Origin of the sequence: Algirhabdus cladophorae (assembly GCF_044772865.1) — a bacterium.
GTDB classification, from domain to species: domain Bacteria; phylum Pseudomonadota; class Alphaproteobacteria; order Rhodobacterales; family Rhodobacteraceae; genus Algirhabdus; species Algirhabdus cladophorae.
Genome location: NZ_CP173029.1, coordinates 2,270,002 through 2,284,187 on the forward strand (window position 1 = coordinate 2,270,002; position 14,186 = coordinate 2,284,187).

The 14,186-nt window shown below is 56.0% G+C and carries 12 protein-coding genes; 5 read left to right on the forward strand and 7 right to left on the reverse strand.

What is annotated here, in order from left to right; genetic code table 11:
* The first annotated feature begins 1 nt into the window (after nt 1).
* Genes ACIRQ6_RS10845 through ACIRQ6_RS10865 form a run of 5 tightly spaced genes read left to right on the forward strand, consistent with a single transcriptional unit; the run spans nt 2 to nt 5,541 of the window.
* The gene (locus tag ACIRQ6_RS10845; protein WP_420860604.1) at nt 2-673 is read left to right on the forward strand and encodes a TetR/AcrR family transcriptional regulator; all 672 of its coding nucleotides are present in this window, start codon (nt 2-4) and stop codon (nt 671-673) included.
* On the forward strand, nt 673-1,923 hold the full coding sequence (locus tag ACIRQ6_RS10850) for a sarcosine oxidase subunit beta family protein (RefSeq protein ID WP_420860605.1): 1,251 nt from the start codon (nt 673-675) through the stop codon (nt 1,921-1,923). Before ACIRQ6_RS10845 ends, ACIRQ6_RS10850 begins: the two co-directional genes overlap by 1 nt.
* A 15-nt stretch (nt 1,924-1,938) precedes the next feature.
* Nucleotides 1,939-2,205: a sarcosine oxidase subunit delta gene (locus ACIRQ6_RS10855; protein ID WP_420860606.1), complete on the forward strand. Its 267-nt coding sequence runs from the start codon at nt 1,939-1,941 to the stop codon at nt 2,203-2,205.
* Nucleotides 2,202-5,039, forward strand: coding sequence for a 2Fe-2S iron-sulfur cluster-binding protein (locus ACIRQ6_RS10860; RefSeq protein ID WP_420860607.1), 2,838 nt, complete (start codon nt 2,202-2,204; stop codon nt 5,037-5,039). The genes ACIRQ6_RS10855 and ACIRQ6_RS10860 overlap by 4 nt, the downstream gene beginning before the upstream one ends.
* A complete protein-coding gene (locus ACIRQ6_RS10865) occupies nt 5,032-5,541 on the forward strand; it encodes a hypothetical protein (RefSeq protein WP_420860608.1) in 510 nt (169 codons plus the stop codon). Before ACIRQ6_RS10860 ends, ACIRQ6_RS10865 begins: the two co-directional genes overlap by 8 nt.
* Before the next feature lie 20 nt (nt 5,542-5,561).
* Here ACIRQ6_RS10865 and ACIRQ6_RS10870 read toward each other — a convergent pair whose 3' ends face one another.
* The 7 genes from ACIRQ6_RS10870 to ACIRQ6_RS10900 all read right to left on the reverse strand — a co-directional run bounded on the left by ACIRQ6_RS10870 (nt 5,562) and on the right by ACIRQ6_RS10900 (nt 14,181).
* Nucleotides 5,562-6,461, reverse strand: a complete 900-nt coding sequence (locus ACIRQ6_RS10870) for a LysR family transcriptional regulator (protein WP_420860609.1) — start codon at nt 6,459-6,461, stop codon at nt 5,562-5,564.
* Nucleotides 6,462-6,566: 105 nt separating this feature from the next.
* On the reverse strand, nt 6,567-8,549 hold the full coding sequence (locus ACIRQ6_RS10875) for an alpha/beta fold hydrolase (RefSeq protein ID WP_420860610.1): 1,983 nt from the start codon (nt 8,547-8,549) through the stop codon (nt 6,567-6,569).
* 4 nt (nt 8,550-8,553) lie between these two features.
* Nucleotides 8,554-9,840: an acyl-CoA dehydrogenase family protein gene (locus ACIRQ6_RS10880; RefSeq protein WP_420860611.1), complete on the reverse strand. Its 1,287-nt coding sequence runs from the start codon at nt 9,838-9,840 to the stop codon at nt 8,554-8,556.
* Nucleotides 9,837-10,883 (reverse strand): peptidase M29, encoded by a 1,047-nt coding sequence (locus ACIRQ6_RS10885; protein ID WP_420860612.1) that lies wholly within the window; start codon nt 10,881-10,883, stop codon nt 9,837-9,839. The genes ACIRQ6_RS10880 and ACIRQ6_RS10885 overlap by 4 nt, the downstream gene beginning before the upstream one ends.
* A gap of 63 nt (nt 10,884-10,946) precedes the next feature.
* Entirely contained in the window at nt 10,947-12,221 is a 1,275-nt protein-coding gene (locus ACIRQ6_RS10890) for a glutamine synthetase (protein WP_420860613.1), read from the reverse strand.
* A 3-nt stretch (nt 12,222-12,224) separates the two neighbouring features.
* Nucleotides 12,225-13,460: a cytochrome P450 gene (locus tag ACIRQ6_RS10895; RefSeq protein ID WP_420860614.1), complete on the reverse strand. Its 1,236-nt coding sequence runs from the start codon at nt 13,458-13,460 to the stop codon at nt 12,225-12,227.
* On the reverse strand, nt 13,450-14,181 hold the full coding sequence (locus ACIRQ6_RS10900) for a type 1 glutamine amidotransferase (RefSeq protein ID WP_420860615.1): 732 nt from the start codon (nt 14,179-14,181) through the stop codon (nt 13,450-13,452). Before ACIRQ6_RS10900 ends, ACIRQ6_RS10895 begins: the two co-directional genes overlap by 11 nt.
* Between the last annotated feature and the right edge of the window lie 5 nt (nt 14,182-14,186).

Consider the following 14,186-nt stretch of genomic DNA (forward strand, 5'->3'; position numbering starts at 1 on the left):
CATGGTCGTCCGATCTTCGCCTATATTGCACCGTGATGATCCGCAAAAGGATCCTTTGGTGGGTCACGTCAAAGTCACCCGGTCAGACTGGTTGAACATGGCGCGCGACGTGTTGGTGACCGAAGGCGTGGGCGAGGTCAAAATCCTGGGGCTTGCCAATCGCATGGGCGTGTCACGATCCAGTTTTTATTGGTATTTCAAGGACCGAGCAGATTTGCAAACGGCCCTTTTGGACGAATGGGAGGATCGCAATTCAGCGCAGATTATCGCCCATTGTCAGATGCCGTCGCACAATATCACCCATGCAGTGTGCAACTTTTTCCGTTGCTTTGTGGATCCTGCCAAGTTCGATCAGGGCCTTGATTTTGCCGTGCGCGAATGGTCCCGCAGGGACCCTGCTATCCGGGCGCGTTTGGATCAAGCCGACACAAACCGGATTGCTGCGTTGACGGCGGCCTTTGCCGCGCACGGCTACCAAACAGCCGAGGCCGACGCCCGCGCGCGGATCCTCTATTTTATGCAGTTGGGTTATCACGCTCTGGAAATTCACGAAGACATGGACACACGCATGTCCCGGCTTGCGCCTTATATCTTGGGCTTTACGGGGCGCCCGGCCGAGTCCGTAGCCTTGCAGGATTTTTTGGCCTTTGTTGCTGATTTGGAGCCACGGTAATGCAAAAGTACTCGGCCTTTGCATTGGCCCGCAATGCGTTGACACAGCACAAAAACTGGCAACCAGCATGGCGCAAAGCTACGGCCAAAGACGGCTATGACGCAGTTATAATCGGTGGCGGCGGCCACGGATTGGCAACGGCCTATTATCTGGCGAAAAACCACGGCATGACCCACGTGGCCGTGTTAGAAAAGGGCTGGATTGGTGGCGGTAATACGGGCCGCAATACAACAGCCGTGCGGTCGAATTACTTTTACCCCGAAAGTGTGGCCCTCTATGATCTGTCGCTGCGTCTTTATGAAGGGCTCTCCAAAGAGCTGAATTATAACGTTATGCTGTCCCAGCGCGGCATGTTGATCGCTGCGCACACCCCTATGCAGATGGAGATCTGCAATAGGATCGCAAATGCGATGCAGCTTAATGGGGTCGACGGCAAACTGATGAGTGCCGCAGAGGCTGAAAAACGCGTGCCTTTGATTAACAAGAATGCGGGCGCCCGCTACAAATGCATGGGGGGTATCTGGCAAGGGCGCGCCGGCGTTGCGCGCCATGACGCTGTGGCTTGGGGCTATGCGCGTGCAGCCAGCGCACTGGGCATCGACATAATCGAAAACTGTGAAGTCAGCGAGATTTTGACCCAAGGCGGCGCTGTGACTGGCGTCAAAACCAATCGCGGAACGATCAAGACCAACCGACTGGGAATTGCGGCAGCTGGCGCTACACCAGGTTTGATCCAAATGGTCGGGGGTGATTTACCGATCCACAATTATGCCTTGCAGGCCTTTGTATCTGAGCCGGTAAAACCCTGCCTTGATACAGTGCTGCTCTATCTGGGGACCGGCACTTATGTCAGTCAGTCTGACAAAGGCGAGTTGGTGATCGGTGGGGGCCTAGACCGTGTGCCGACCCATGGTCAAAAAGGTAATTTGCCTGCGCAGGAGACAGTTCTGTCGGGGTTGTTGGAAATGTTTCCCGCCTTTGGTCAACTTAAGCTGCTGCGCCAATGGGCCGGAGTTGTGGATGTGGTGCCCGACAGCTCGCCTGTGATTGGACCGGTTGGGCCAGAGGGGTTGTTTGTGAATTGCGGCTGGGGCACCGGCGGGTTCAAGGCGATCCCAGCTGGGGGATATCTGCTGGCTCATCTTCTGGCCACGGGCCGCCACCACACGATCAGCCGTCCGTTTGATTTAGATCGGTTCACCACGGGGCGTTTGATCGATGAGGCCGCTGGTTCCGGCATCGCGCATTAGACAAAGGTAGATAACATGCAACAGTTCCCCTGCCCCTTTTGCGGCCCGCGTAACGAGACCGAGTTTCACTTTGTCGTCGAAGCCGGCCATTCACGCCCTGAACCCGCAGATCAGGTCAGCGATGCGGAATGGGCCGAGTACCTGTACCTTTTTAAAGCACCTAAAGGAGCCGCATCCGAAGTTTGGGTGCATCTGACCTGTCGCGAATATTTCATCATGCAGCGAGATACCCAGACGCGTGCAGTACTGGGTGTTCAAACCCTTCCGGGGGCAGATCTGTGACCGGATGGCGCCATGATCATTTGGGGACGCAAATTGATCGGTCCAAACCGGTGTCCTTTACCTTTGACGGGCGCGCTTTGCGTGGACTTGAAGGGGACACACTGGCATCCGCTCTGACCGCAGCTGGCGTCCGCATCCTTGGGCGCAGTTTCAAATACCACCGGCCCCGCGGGCTGTGGGGGCTTGGCGCAGACGAACCGAATGCGCTGTTTGACATCAAACACAATGGCAAACACATGCCCAACCAAAGGGCCACCACAACACTATTGCAAGACGGCATGGTTCTGTCCTCTGTCAACGCGAAACCAAACGCCGCTAGGGACCGCTTTGGCCTGATGGATAAGCTGCATCGCTTTTTGCCCGCAGGCTTTTATTATAAGACCTTTATGGCCTTTGGTTGGATGCGTTACGAACCGATGATCCGCAAGATGGCTGGACTTGGCGCAATCGACAAAACGTATGCGCCCCCGGCTGACGTGGTATCCAAGAACCTTGCCTGTGACGTTTTGATTGTGGGCGCGGGGCCTGCGGGTCTGGCCGCAGCACGGGCTGCCACTCAGGCCGGGCGCTGTGTTTGGCTGTTGGACGAGGGCCCTGCTCTGGGTGGTAGTTTGCAAAGGCGCGGTGGACAGATCAACGACGCCCCATGGCAGGACTTTGCCGCCGAAACCCATGAGGCCGTTTTGGCAAACGGTGGGAAAGTCTTTCTCAACACGACACTCTGGGGCGTTTTCGATCACGGGCTTTACGCCGCTTGGCTGCGCGGTCCCGATGGCAAGGATGAGCATTTGCGCATTCGGGCCAAAGACATCGTGACAGCCACCGGCGCGATTGAACGGCCACTTTGGTTTGCCAATAATGATCTGCCCGGTGTTATGTCCGTCGAAGCGGCTCTTGCGTTGTTGACCCAGTATGGCGTCGTCGCTGGTCGGAAAATTGTCTTGGCGACAGCCAATGATGCAAGCTACGGCGCAGCCCATACTTTGGCAAAGGCCGGTGCGGACATAACCATATTGGATCAACGCACCAAAGCCCCTCAAGCGGGTGGAATACCCCAGATAAAAGGCGCTGTTTTGTCCGCGGCAAAAGGGACGAAAACAGTCACAGCCGCCATCGTGAATGGCCGCCAGATTGCCTGCGATACGATCCTGTGTTCCGGCGGATACACACCAACGGTACATCTATGGTGCCAGTCTGGTGGAAAGCTGGATTGGAACGCAGGGCTGGATGCGTTGATCCCCCGCTCAGGCACCAGTGCTGTAAAACCTGCGGGCGCCGCTGCGGGGCAATTTGGGTTACAAAAGGCGCTGACCAGTGGGCACGCCGTTTTTGCCAATGATCCTGCACCAACGACCGACGCACCAGAGCAAACCGCGCAAGCCCCGGTTCGGCCTGATCCCAACCTGCCCGGTCGTCAGTGGATCGACCTGCAAAACGACGTAACGCTCAAAGACGTAGGATTGGCCGCGCGCGAGGGCTTTACCTCTGTCGAACACCTCAAGCGTTACACCACCCTTGGCATGGCAAACGATCAAGGCCGCACCTCGAACTTTGCCGGATTGGCTGCGATGGCTGCAATCACTGGCAAAAGCATACCGGACACAGGTACAACCACCTATCGCCCACCCTTTGAACCGGTGCCCCTTAGGGTGATCGCAGGGCGTCGACGCGGCGCGTTGTTCAACCCGCTAAAACGATTGCCTCTTGAGGATTTTCATTGCCAAAACGAGGCCCGGTTTCGTGAATACGGCGGGTGGCTGCGCCCAAGCGTCTATGGGAGCGCCCCCGAAATCGGCACCGCCCAAGCCGAGGCTTTGATCGCGCGTACCACTGCAGGCGTGTTTGATGCCTCCCCCTTGGGCAAGCTAGAGGTGCTGGGGCCTGCTGCAGCAGAACTGCTGGACTTCACAGGGTACATGCGGATGTCGACGCTCAAACCCGGACGAGCACGCTACGGGTTTATGTTGCAGGAATCCGGCATTATTTATGATGATGGCGTCGTTCTGCGGCTGGCCGAGGATCATTTTATTGTATCGGCCTCTTCAAGTCATGTGGACGGGGTACGATTGAGACTGGAAGACGCGCGGCAGGATCGAATAGGCCATGGCCGTGTTGTCATCAATGATGTCACGCAGGGCCTCGTCACGTTAACGGTCACAGGCCCGCGCGCCTTGGACGTGTTGACCCATGCAGGGATCGAATGCCCCACCCTGCCCCAAATGGGCGTGATCGACGTCACCCACCAAGGGCAGCCTTTAAGGATTGCGCGGGTTAGTTTTACCGGTGATCGCAGTTTTGAACTTAGTGTCCCGGCCCGTCACGGTGCGGCTTTGGCAAATCAACTGACCCAAGCGGTTGCCGCTTATGAGGGTCAATGGATTGGACTGGAGGCCGTGATGATTTTGCGGGCTGAAAAGGGCTACATCCTTGTGGGTAAAGACACCGATGGCAACACCATGCCCCATGATCTGGGCTGGTCCGGCCCCATGCTAAAACGCCAAGACGAATTTCTGGGCAAACGCGCGTTGTTTTCCAGCGAAGGGCAGTCTGACGCCAGACGCCAGTTTGTCGGGCTGCAGGTGCCAAAGGGTGCCCCGCCACTGGTTGTTGGCAGTCACCTGATCCCCACAACCGGCGAGAGGCGGTCGCTAGGGTTCGTCACATCCAGTCACGACAGCCCCACCCTTGGGCGGCCCATCGCGCTGGCTATGGTAGAGCGCGGGCACCGTCTGTACGGCACACACATCAACGCGTTTAATGACGGGCAAGTGCGCCCGGTGACAGTCGCACACGCCTGCGCCTTTGATCCAAAGGGGGAGCGTCTTGATGGATGAGCGCGTTTGGACTGATCGCCCCCTTGCAAAAGGCGCAACGATTGAACACGATGGGGCCAGCCTAAGGATGATGGAAATCCCAGCCGCTTATCTAATCAGCGGGGATCTTGACGCCGCTCTCAACCAGTTTTGCAGCGGTGTCCCATGTATCGGCCTGCTAGAGGACGGCCCAGAGCAAGGACCATATGCCATCAGGATCGGTCGCCACAATGTGCTGTTGATCGCCGACCGCCAGCTAGACCACCCTCTGGGTTGGGACACGCGCGGATTTGGCGTCAGCGACGCTAAGGACGTTTATGTGATGTTCACCCTAACAGGTGAGCGGGCAAATGACATTTTGGCCGAAGGCGGTGTAATGGTTCCTCATGATCCGTGCCCCTCTGCGGCCACACAGTTTGCAGGGATAGAGGCTTTGATCACGCGACAAGGTCGACAAGTGCGGATTGCCATACCACGGGCCATGCAAACCTATGTAACCAGTTTTCTAACCCATGCGCTTTGATGGCGTCGTAACACTTTGATCTAGCGGGACTCTATCGCCGCTTTGGCCAATTGTGCGCAGTGGCCAACATATCGTGCAGCTCGCGTAGGCGCATAGCGGGCAAAAAAGGACAAAGGCGCTGGCAACCAGTCAGCCTGGATCTGATGCAGAACACCCGCCGTGATTTCGGGCTGCACCAACCGCTGGGGCAACAGCGCAACGCCCAAACCTTCCAACACCATCGGGACACAGGCGGACAAAGCGCTTGAATGCACGATTTGTTCCCGACGCAATCCGTTTACCGTCGCAAACTTGTGAAGGTCTGCACAAGCCAGCGTATGTTTCGCGTGGGTCAGGATCGTGAACTCGAACAAGTCACATACCTTGGCATTCCGACTGGTTTTTTTGATCAAATCCGAGGTGGCCACCCAACAATAGGGTTCTGGCCCTAATGCCTCGCTGGCAAAACTTGTGGATTGAAACGGCTCTGTCTGCAGTGCCAAATCCAACTGACCCTCCATCAAACGCGCATCAATCGAGGTGGACAGGTCAACTTCTAGCTGGACCCTAAGTTTCGGGTAAGCCTCTTTGATGAGCCGCAAAAAATCCTGTAACCAAGTGCAGGCCACAAGTTCGGTCACGCCCAACCGCAGGGTTTCTTTGATCAAACCTTGCTGGCCTGCCGCCTCGATCAAGGCCTCACCAGCCCACAGAACCTCACGGGTCTTTTTCAGCAACTTTTCACCCGGGGTCGTCAACCGAACGGAGCCCGCATCACGGATCAACAAACTGACATTAAGTGCGGCCTCAAGGGCATTTATCCGCGCCGAAATATTAGGTTGTGTCGTCCCCAAAGCCGCCGCAGCCGCGCGAAACGTGCCTGTGTCGATCACAAAAACAAAGGCTTCGAGTTGTTTGAGGGTTATCTGGCTTTTGATCACTTTTAGACTATCAATAATAAATACTGATGCTTACGCTACCGGTAAAATGGACGCGTACAAAGACCCTAGAGTGATCTCGGCCTATATTTCTTGCGTCAATTTGGACTATTTCCCTATCCGTGAGCGCAAATCACTGACCTTTTCACCAAGGTCCTTTTGATCCTGCGAAAGGTTGCACGAATAGGCCCGTAAAAACATGTCCAACCCGTGAGCAATGACATGCAGCAATTCATCTTGGCTTGGGCGTTCATTGACATAATGCAGGTAGTGATCCCGTGGCCCCGACAGGATCAACGACCATAGATCATTGGCCGCCAATTGCGCATCGACCACGTCCAATTCACCCGCAACATGAGCCGCGGCAACAAAGTCGACCAAACCCTCAAAGGCCCGCGCGGGACCACTTTGATGATACTGGAGCGCACTCTCTGGCCTGCGTCCCGCCTCGCCCAAAATCAAACGCGCCAATGACAGCAAATCCGGGCGCAGCACAAATTCCGCATAGGTCCAGCTAAAGCGCCAAAGCCGGTCCACCAGCGTCCCACCCTGCCCCGCAAGAGGGGCAATGATATGGGCACGCCCCTGATCCAGAACTGCCGCAAACAGCCCTTCTTTGTCATTAAAATACTGATAAAGCGTGGGTTTTGAGACATCCGCCGCCCGCGCGAGACGGTCCATTGAGGCCCCGTCAAAGCCAGCATCACAAAATTCCGCATGAGCCGCGCGCAAGATCTGCGCCCGTTTTTGACGCTGCTTTTCAAGGCGGGTCGGTTTGTAACCCAGCGCGACATAAGGCAACCGTTCCAAAAAGTGCGACAGCTGTGCGTTGAACGCATCTGGCTGCTCGATATTGCACAGATGGCCAGCGTCCGGCAAAACTTCAAAACGTACATCACAGTCGTTGGCGCAAGCCGCGTTTTCCACAAAAATACGTCGGGCAACTTGGCGTATTTCGCCCGGTGGGGCCAATTTGTCTTGTTCGCCGGTTACCAACAGGACGGGGCAGGTGATTTTGGCAAAATCAAATTTTTCCAGCGGGTTACAAAAGCAATTCAAAGCATCGCGGTAAGTGGCAGCAGATATATCGGACATGGATTTATGCAGCCGCGCCCGCACATCAGCGCGGGCATTTGGTCCGGCGATCACATCGACAACATCGCTGGCGAAATCAGCGGGTGTTTGGCCCCGCGCCAAAGGAACTTCGCGGGATTTTAGGAAATTTTCCCGCTCAACGGGATCCGCCTCGGACATGCCTGTGCAGCCCCCGGCCAGCACCAGCCCCGCCAACATATCCCCATGGCGCATCGCAAAACTGGTGGCGATCCAACTGCCCATGCTGAGGCCCACAAGAACCAGACGTTTGGCGTTAAAGTGCGCCACCACAGAAAGTATATCGGCGCAATAATCGTCAATCTGGGTTTGCGAAGCGCCAAGGCTGCTGCCGCCATAGCCCCGCAAATCCATTGCTGCCATAGAGTACGTGCCACCAAGTGCCCCGATCTGTTCTGACCAGTTCGACGCCTGCCCGCCTATGCCATGCAGGAACAGAACCAGTGTGTCGCTACCGTGTTTTGTGTGTTGGCTGGTCAACACAGATAGCTGCGGGAGGTTCGCAATAGCCTGCGTGACTAGTGGCACGGGATCCGCCTGAGCCTGCTTGCGCGGCGACAACTGGGGCAGATCCTGCCCAAGCGCTTCAAGACCAGCTTCAAACACCGCCTGTGTTCCTTCGGCGATTGCGCCAAGGCGGTCCGCGCTGGCCGTTATGTCGGCCTGCCATGTTACCAAGGTCTGATCACCGGCCACGGCCACCTCAACGTGAGCTGCGTAGCGCAAGGCACCCTCGATACCCGATAGGGCAGTGTAGCATAAAACGCGGTCCGTATCGCTTATAAAGGTGCGCTGTTCGACCAAGCGTTGATGATCTGTCGTTTCAAAGTCGCGCAGCATCGCGCCGCCTGCATCGCGCAACACATTACAGGACACGACATAGGGATGCCACGTCAGATCAAAACCCTTCAGCACGGCCCAGATATCATCTGCAGCAGCGTCGAGGGTTCGTGCACAATGGACCGTCTGGGATGGCATCGCTCTAGCTGGCGGGTCGCCACATAGACACACGCGCAGATGCGGTGTCCGAGGTCACCTGATCCACGTCATCCATGTCGTAAAGGGTCATCATCGAAAGATAATCCTCCATGATTTCAGTGGTATAAGGCAGCATTAATGCACCACAGCGGCTGTCGCGGTAGATCCGCTCCAAAGGCAGGGATTTTAGCATCGATTGCCCGCCGCAAGTGCGAATGGCCAAAGCCGCCAATTCCTGAACGCCCTCCATTACTGCGTATTGCGCTGCATAAACCCGCATGACCTCTGCCTTTGATGGAAAGGCACGGGCCTCAAAAAATGCGGTGGTCCACAGGGTGCGCATCTCGGTCAGGCGTTGGAACATGCGCCCCACAGCGGCACGTTTGGTGGGATAAATACGGCGGTCAATCGGTGGCAATCCCGGTGTTTCGCCACGCAAATACTCAACAGTGAAATCATAGGCCGACTGTGCAACCCCCATATATGCCGGCGTTAGCGTCGCCATCATATGCGGCCATTGAGACAAGGTTTTACCAAAGACACCCGCAGGCATCATCAGATCGTCTTCGCTGACGAAGACATCCTTGAGGACCAGATCACGGCTAACGGTGCCACGCATGCCGATAGGATCCCAATCCCCCACAATCGACAGACCTTTGGTGTCCTTGTGGACGGCAAAATCCATCGTATCTTCGTGAGCGGGATCTTTGCCCTCAAAATGCTCGGTGCAAACGATGGAATAGTAGTCACAATTGCCTGCAAGGGAGGCAAATTTCTTGAACCCGTTGATCACCCATCCCCCCTCTACGCGGCGGCAGTTGGTTTTGATCGGCTCCGAGGTCCAATTGGCCCCGCCTTCGGAAATAGGTTGGGAAAAAATCGCGCCATCATTGACGACCTTGGGGAACTGGATCTCGCGCATGCGGGCAAATGCTGTCCGTTCTGCATCGGTCAAATTGGGCATCTCATACATGAACCGCAGCCACATCGTCGACGAGGTGTGCATGTTAAACGTCAGGGCTGAAGCTCCGCAGTATTTCCCGATCTCGGCCCCGATGGTCGCATATTCACCAAGCGAAAACCCCATGCCGCCAAATTCTTCGGGGATCACCAGCCGTAAAAATCCTGCATCGCGCAGCTCGTTATAATTTTGGGTGGGAAAGCTGGCTTCCTTATCATGTTTGGCTGCCCGTTCCGCAAATTTTGGGCCAAGGTCATTGATCAACTCCAACATTTTGACATGTTGAGGGCGAAACTTTGAGACGTCGTAGTAATCCCGGAAATCGCTCATTTCAGGTCTCCTTGCAGCACGCCGTCGATCACCACTGGTGTGCCATCCAGCGAAATGGTGCAGCCGCGCATGGGCAGATCGAAATGTCCCAGTGTGAACCTGCCCGCATATTGGTTAGATCCGGTAGACCACAGAAAATTGCCCGACCATGCGCGAAATTCCGTAGCTTGCACGTCGCGCTTGTCATAGAGCGCCATACTTTCCCAACGGGCACGGGGGTTCATGCCCCACCCCACATGGCTGAGGCCATAGGCGATGGGGTCGTCCCACGCGGCCAGGTACTCGCGAAAGAGATCCGCATCCAAACTGTTACCGTCGATGGATTTGACGAAATCATCTTCGATCAAAAATCCAATCTCACTGCTAAGGTAGCTTTTGAACGTCAGGTTCATATCGCCCGGCGCCATGACGATTTTGCCGTTGATCGTGTTCTGACCCGGAAAGCACAAACACAGGCCTCCGGGCCAATGGGCCACGCCGCCTTTGGACGTCGTAAAACCCGGCGTGCCACCGCAAGGCGCATCGCGAATATCGATCATCAGATCGGTGCCCGCCGCACTTGTCACGCGCATCTCGGCCGCATCGCGCAACATCTCGATCCCAAGGGCAACCTTGGGCCCAAGGTCTGCTTGCGGCTCGGTCCGTTCCAGAATTTCCGGGTGTTCGTTGCAGATTACCAGCAGGCGCGCGCCAGCCTCCTCGATCTCGGGCCATTCTGCGGCGTGCAGCAACCCTTCGACAGTGACGTCTACGACCACCTCGACCCGCTTTAGCGCCTCGATCACATGACGTTTGCCCGCGATGGCATTGGAGGCACCGGTTGATTTCACTGGCACTGGCGCAGTTTGTTCGGGGGTCGGCAACAGGATCGTGGAAAATTCTGCGCCCAAATCATACAGGGCAAGGGCGCAAAGTTGCATCAAAACGGGGCGTGACTGGCTTTCTGCGACAATGGCCACTGCTGTGCCCTGACCGATCCCGTTGAGTTTCAGCACACGCCGAAAACTGGCGACCCATTTGCCTTCGGGGATTTCTTGTAGCATCGCGGACTCCCTTTCGGAAATCATGACTTAACTAAACCGTGTAGTAAAGTTTATTAGCCAAGCTCAGACAAAGGGAAGATAAAAATCTCGCACCTCGTCCACGCTTTTGCCCACCAACCGTTTGAATTCATCGCGTTTGAGGTAAAGCAAGGCATCGCAATACAATTCGCCAATGGCCTTGCGCAACTCCACATCCCTGTCCAAAGCATCCAGTGACTTGTCCAAGCCTGAGGGCACATGGCGCTTTTCGCGGACGTTTTCCCAACCATCCAGATCCTCGGGCGGTTGCAGCGGCAGCTTGTTGACATAGCCCAGACGGGCTGCCTGCAATACCGTCGCAACGGCCTGATAAGGACCCGTCGCACAATCGGCCATGCGGTGTTCAAGTCGCGCTGATTTAGGTGATTTGGAAGAAGTTCTGGTGGTTACAAGGCGATGATCCTCGGCCCAATTTGCCCAGTAGCCCGCTAGCCCACCAGGGTTAAGGCGGTCGTAACTGTTTACTGTCGTGGCCAACATACCCGCCAAAGCGGGATGATGTTTGATCAGACCCGCGACCGAATGTTTGGCCAGATCTGAAAGGGTGCCATCTGGCGCGACCATATTGTTGCCCGCACTGTCATTGAAGCTGAAGTTCACGTGCAGCCCCGACCCACCGCGATCGGGCACGGGTTTAGGCATAAAGGTCAAGAGCAAGCCCTTTTTCAGGCCGATCTCACGTGCCATTGTGCGCATCAAAAAAGCGTCGTCGCAAGCTTTGACAGCCGTATCAAACCGCATCGTTAACTCAAACTGGCCGTTGTCAAACTCGCCGTTCATGCTTTCAATAGGGATATCCGCTGCATAAGCGGCCTCCCAGATATCATCCATGACACCCTTGGGATCGCCTTCCGGGCCAGTGCTGTAGACAAACGCACCGGGCGTGTCATAGGGCCGCCAGACACCGTCTTGATCCCGTTGAAAAATGAACGCTTCGGTCTCGAGGCCAACCATCGGGGACAGGCCCAGATCCTCCCAATCTTTGACGGCGCGTTTCACAGCGCCGCGTGGACACAGGCCAAAAGGTTTGCCGTCGGCATAAAGGTCCCCAAGCGCCACGTTGGTGCCTGCTTGCCAGCCCGTGCGGCGCTCATCATCCAGCATCAGTTCCATATCAGGCACACCGTTGAAAAACTCGCAGCCAGGAACTGTCACAAGCTCGCGATCATAGGACACGGCAAAGGCCCCCCGCGCAAAGCCGATAGCCCCGCCCGCCGCCACATCCGGTGGCACATATTTCCCACGTGGCAGGTTCAGCATGTCGTTGAAAAGGGCGCGTGTTCGCGTGATCTTGGTCATGGGTTAAGCGGCCCTTGTCGCGTGAACATTCAGTTTTTTCACCCCGCAAATAAAGTTTGACCTGGTCCATGTGGGGGCTTCAAGTGCCTCGAACCGGTCGATGCGCTTAACCAGTTCCTCGATGGCGATACGGACTTCCAACTTGGCCAGATGCATACCCAAACAGACGTGGATCCCCCCCTGCCCAAAGGCCAAATGTCGATTTGGACTGCGGCCTAACTGGCAGTCATGCGGCTTGTCAAAAGCGGCCTCATCGCGGCTGGCCGACACAAACCAAAGAAGGGCTTTGTCGCCTTTTTTCATAGTCTTACCGTGCAGTTCATAATCCTGCGTCAGCGTGCGGCGAAAATGCATTGTGGGCGAGGCAAGGCGAATAAACTCATCCGCGCAGGTGTCCCAATAGTCGCCTGTGCGCAGCTGTGTGATCAGATCAGAATTTTGGGCCAGCAGGTTCAACGCCATGGCAATGGAATAGCGCGTGGTATCGTTGCCAGCAGCCACTAACAGGCAAAAGAAGTTCTTGAATTCTAGCTCGTTCAGCCCGTTTTCATCCTGCATCATTTTGGCAAGAATCCCGCCTTCAGCCACAGCGCGACGGTTTTCCAAAAGATCGGCGGCGTAGTCATAAAGTTCTACCCCCGCGGGGCTGCGGAACGGCATAAATCGGTAGGCGCTGGTGTCCATTTTGTCGACCACATGTTCGGTAAAATCGGGATCCGAATTACCAATCAGCGCATCGCCCTTTTCCACCAGCCAATCCAGATCGTCATCCGGCACCCCAAGAATGCGCCCCAGCATCATCATGGGCAATTGTTTGGCCATAGCCTCCACTGCGTCAAACTCGGTTTTTTGCAGGGCCCTGTCGGCAATATCGCTGGCAAGCTCGCGAATAAGCGGCTCGAACCGGGCCATCACAGGCTTGGCAAAGTTCGGATTTACCGCGCGCCGTGTGCTTGTGTGTTCCGGCGCATCGGTTTCCTGAAACGTGCGCCGCGCCATGTATTCCTCATGACTTTGATCCTCGAGCCGGATGCCTTGGGCCGAGCTGAACACAGGCCCTTCGCGATTTGCTAGCGTGATATCGGCGTGGCGCGTGAGGTTCCAAAAGCCCTTGGTTTCAGTGTCGCCATCGGTCCAAGACACCGGATCATCACGACGAAGACGCTCAAAGGTTTTATGCGGCACGCCATGCGCAAAGCTGTCATGGCTGAGGAGGTTCAAGTGGCCGTCATCGTGCATGTGTCATGGCCCCTTTGAAGAATTCTGTGGTCCAAAGGCCAAAGATCCGCCCGTCTTGACGGCGCTCCAAACTGGCCCAAACCGCTTGGCGTTTTTCGGCGGGGATAGCCCCTTGGGCCGAGGTCAACACGCATGCCATAAAGGCGTGGCTGAACTCAGGGTGCGCTTGGGTTGTAAAGATGTGATCGCCTTTGGCAAAGCTCGCGTTTTTGCAATTGGCCGTGGATCCCAGCAGATCGCAGCCGTCGGGCAGTTTGGTCACAGTGTCCTCGTGAAACACATACATAGGCAAGGTGTCACGATCGGGCGTCATCCAAGAACGCTTGGTGTGATAGACGGTGTCCTCGATCCCGACATTATAGCCGTTGGGTGATTTTTCGACGGTACCGCCCAAAGCCAAAGCAATGGCTTGGTGCCCGAAACACGCCCCCATCAGCGGTTTTTTGGCGGCATCACAGCGGCGAATGAAATCCATCAGATCATCGGAAAAAACATGCGGATCCAACACACTCAGCGGGCTACCGGTAATCATGAACGCGTCCTGTTCGTCCAAATCCTGAGGCACCTCGCCGCCGATGGTCATGTAAATTTGGTAGGTAAAGCGGTCGTCTTGTGCATCAAACATATCGCGGAAACGGTGCGCATCATCCGGAAAGGCGTCGCCTACATCCACGGATTTGTCATGGTTCGTTTGCAAAATGCCAAGTTTGATACGGCGCATGAGAT

What these genes read in the sequence shown, in the direction of transcription:
- ACIRQ6_RS10845 (WP_420860604.1), top strand. Translation starts at nt 2, where the DNA reads ATGGTCGTCCGATCTTCGCCTATATTGCACCGTGATGATCCGCAAAAG.
- ACIRQ6_RS10850 (WP_420860605.1), top strand. Translation starts at nt 673, where the DNA reads ATGCAAAAGTACTCGGCCTTTGCATTGGCCCGCAATGCGTTGACACAG.
- ACIRQ6_RS10855 (WP_420860606.1), top strand. Translation starts at nt 1,939, where the DNA reads ATGCAACAGTTCCCCTGCCCCTTTTGCGGCCCGCGTAACGAGACCGAG.
- ACIRQ6_RS10865 (WP_420860608.1), top strand. Translation starts at nt 5,032, where the DNA reads ATGGATGAGCGCGTTTGGACTGATCGCCCCCTTGCAAAAGGCGCAACG.
- ACIRQ6_RS10875 (WP_420860610.1), bottom strand. Translation starts at nt 8,549, where the DNA reads ATGCCATCCCAGACGGTCCATTGTGCACGAACCCTCGACGCTGCTGCA.
- ACIRQ6_RS10880 (WP_420860611.1), bottom strand. Translation starts at nt 9,840, where the DNA reads ATGAGCGATTTCCGGGATTACTACGACGTCTCAAAGTTTCGCCCTCAA.
- ACIRQ6_RS10885 (WP_420860612.1), bottom strand. Translation starts at nt 10,883, where the DNA reads ATGCTACAAGAAATCCCCGAAGGCAAATGGGTCGCCAGTTTTCGGCGT.
- ACIRQ6_RS10890 (WP_420860613.1), bottom strand. Translation starts at nt 12,221, where the DNA reads ATGACCAAGATCACGCGAACACGCGCCCTTTTCAACGACATGCTGAAC.
- ACIRQ6_RS10895 (WP_420860614.1), bottom strand. Translation starts at nt 13,460, where the DNA reads ATGCACGATGACGGCCACTTGAACCTCCTCAGCCATGACAGCTTTGCG.
- ACIRQ6_RS10900 (WP_420860615.1), bottom strand. Translation starts at nt 14,181, where the DNA reads ATGCGCCGTATCAAACTTGGCATTTTGCAAACGAACCATGACAAATCC.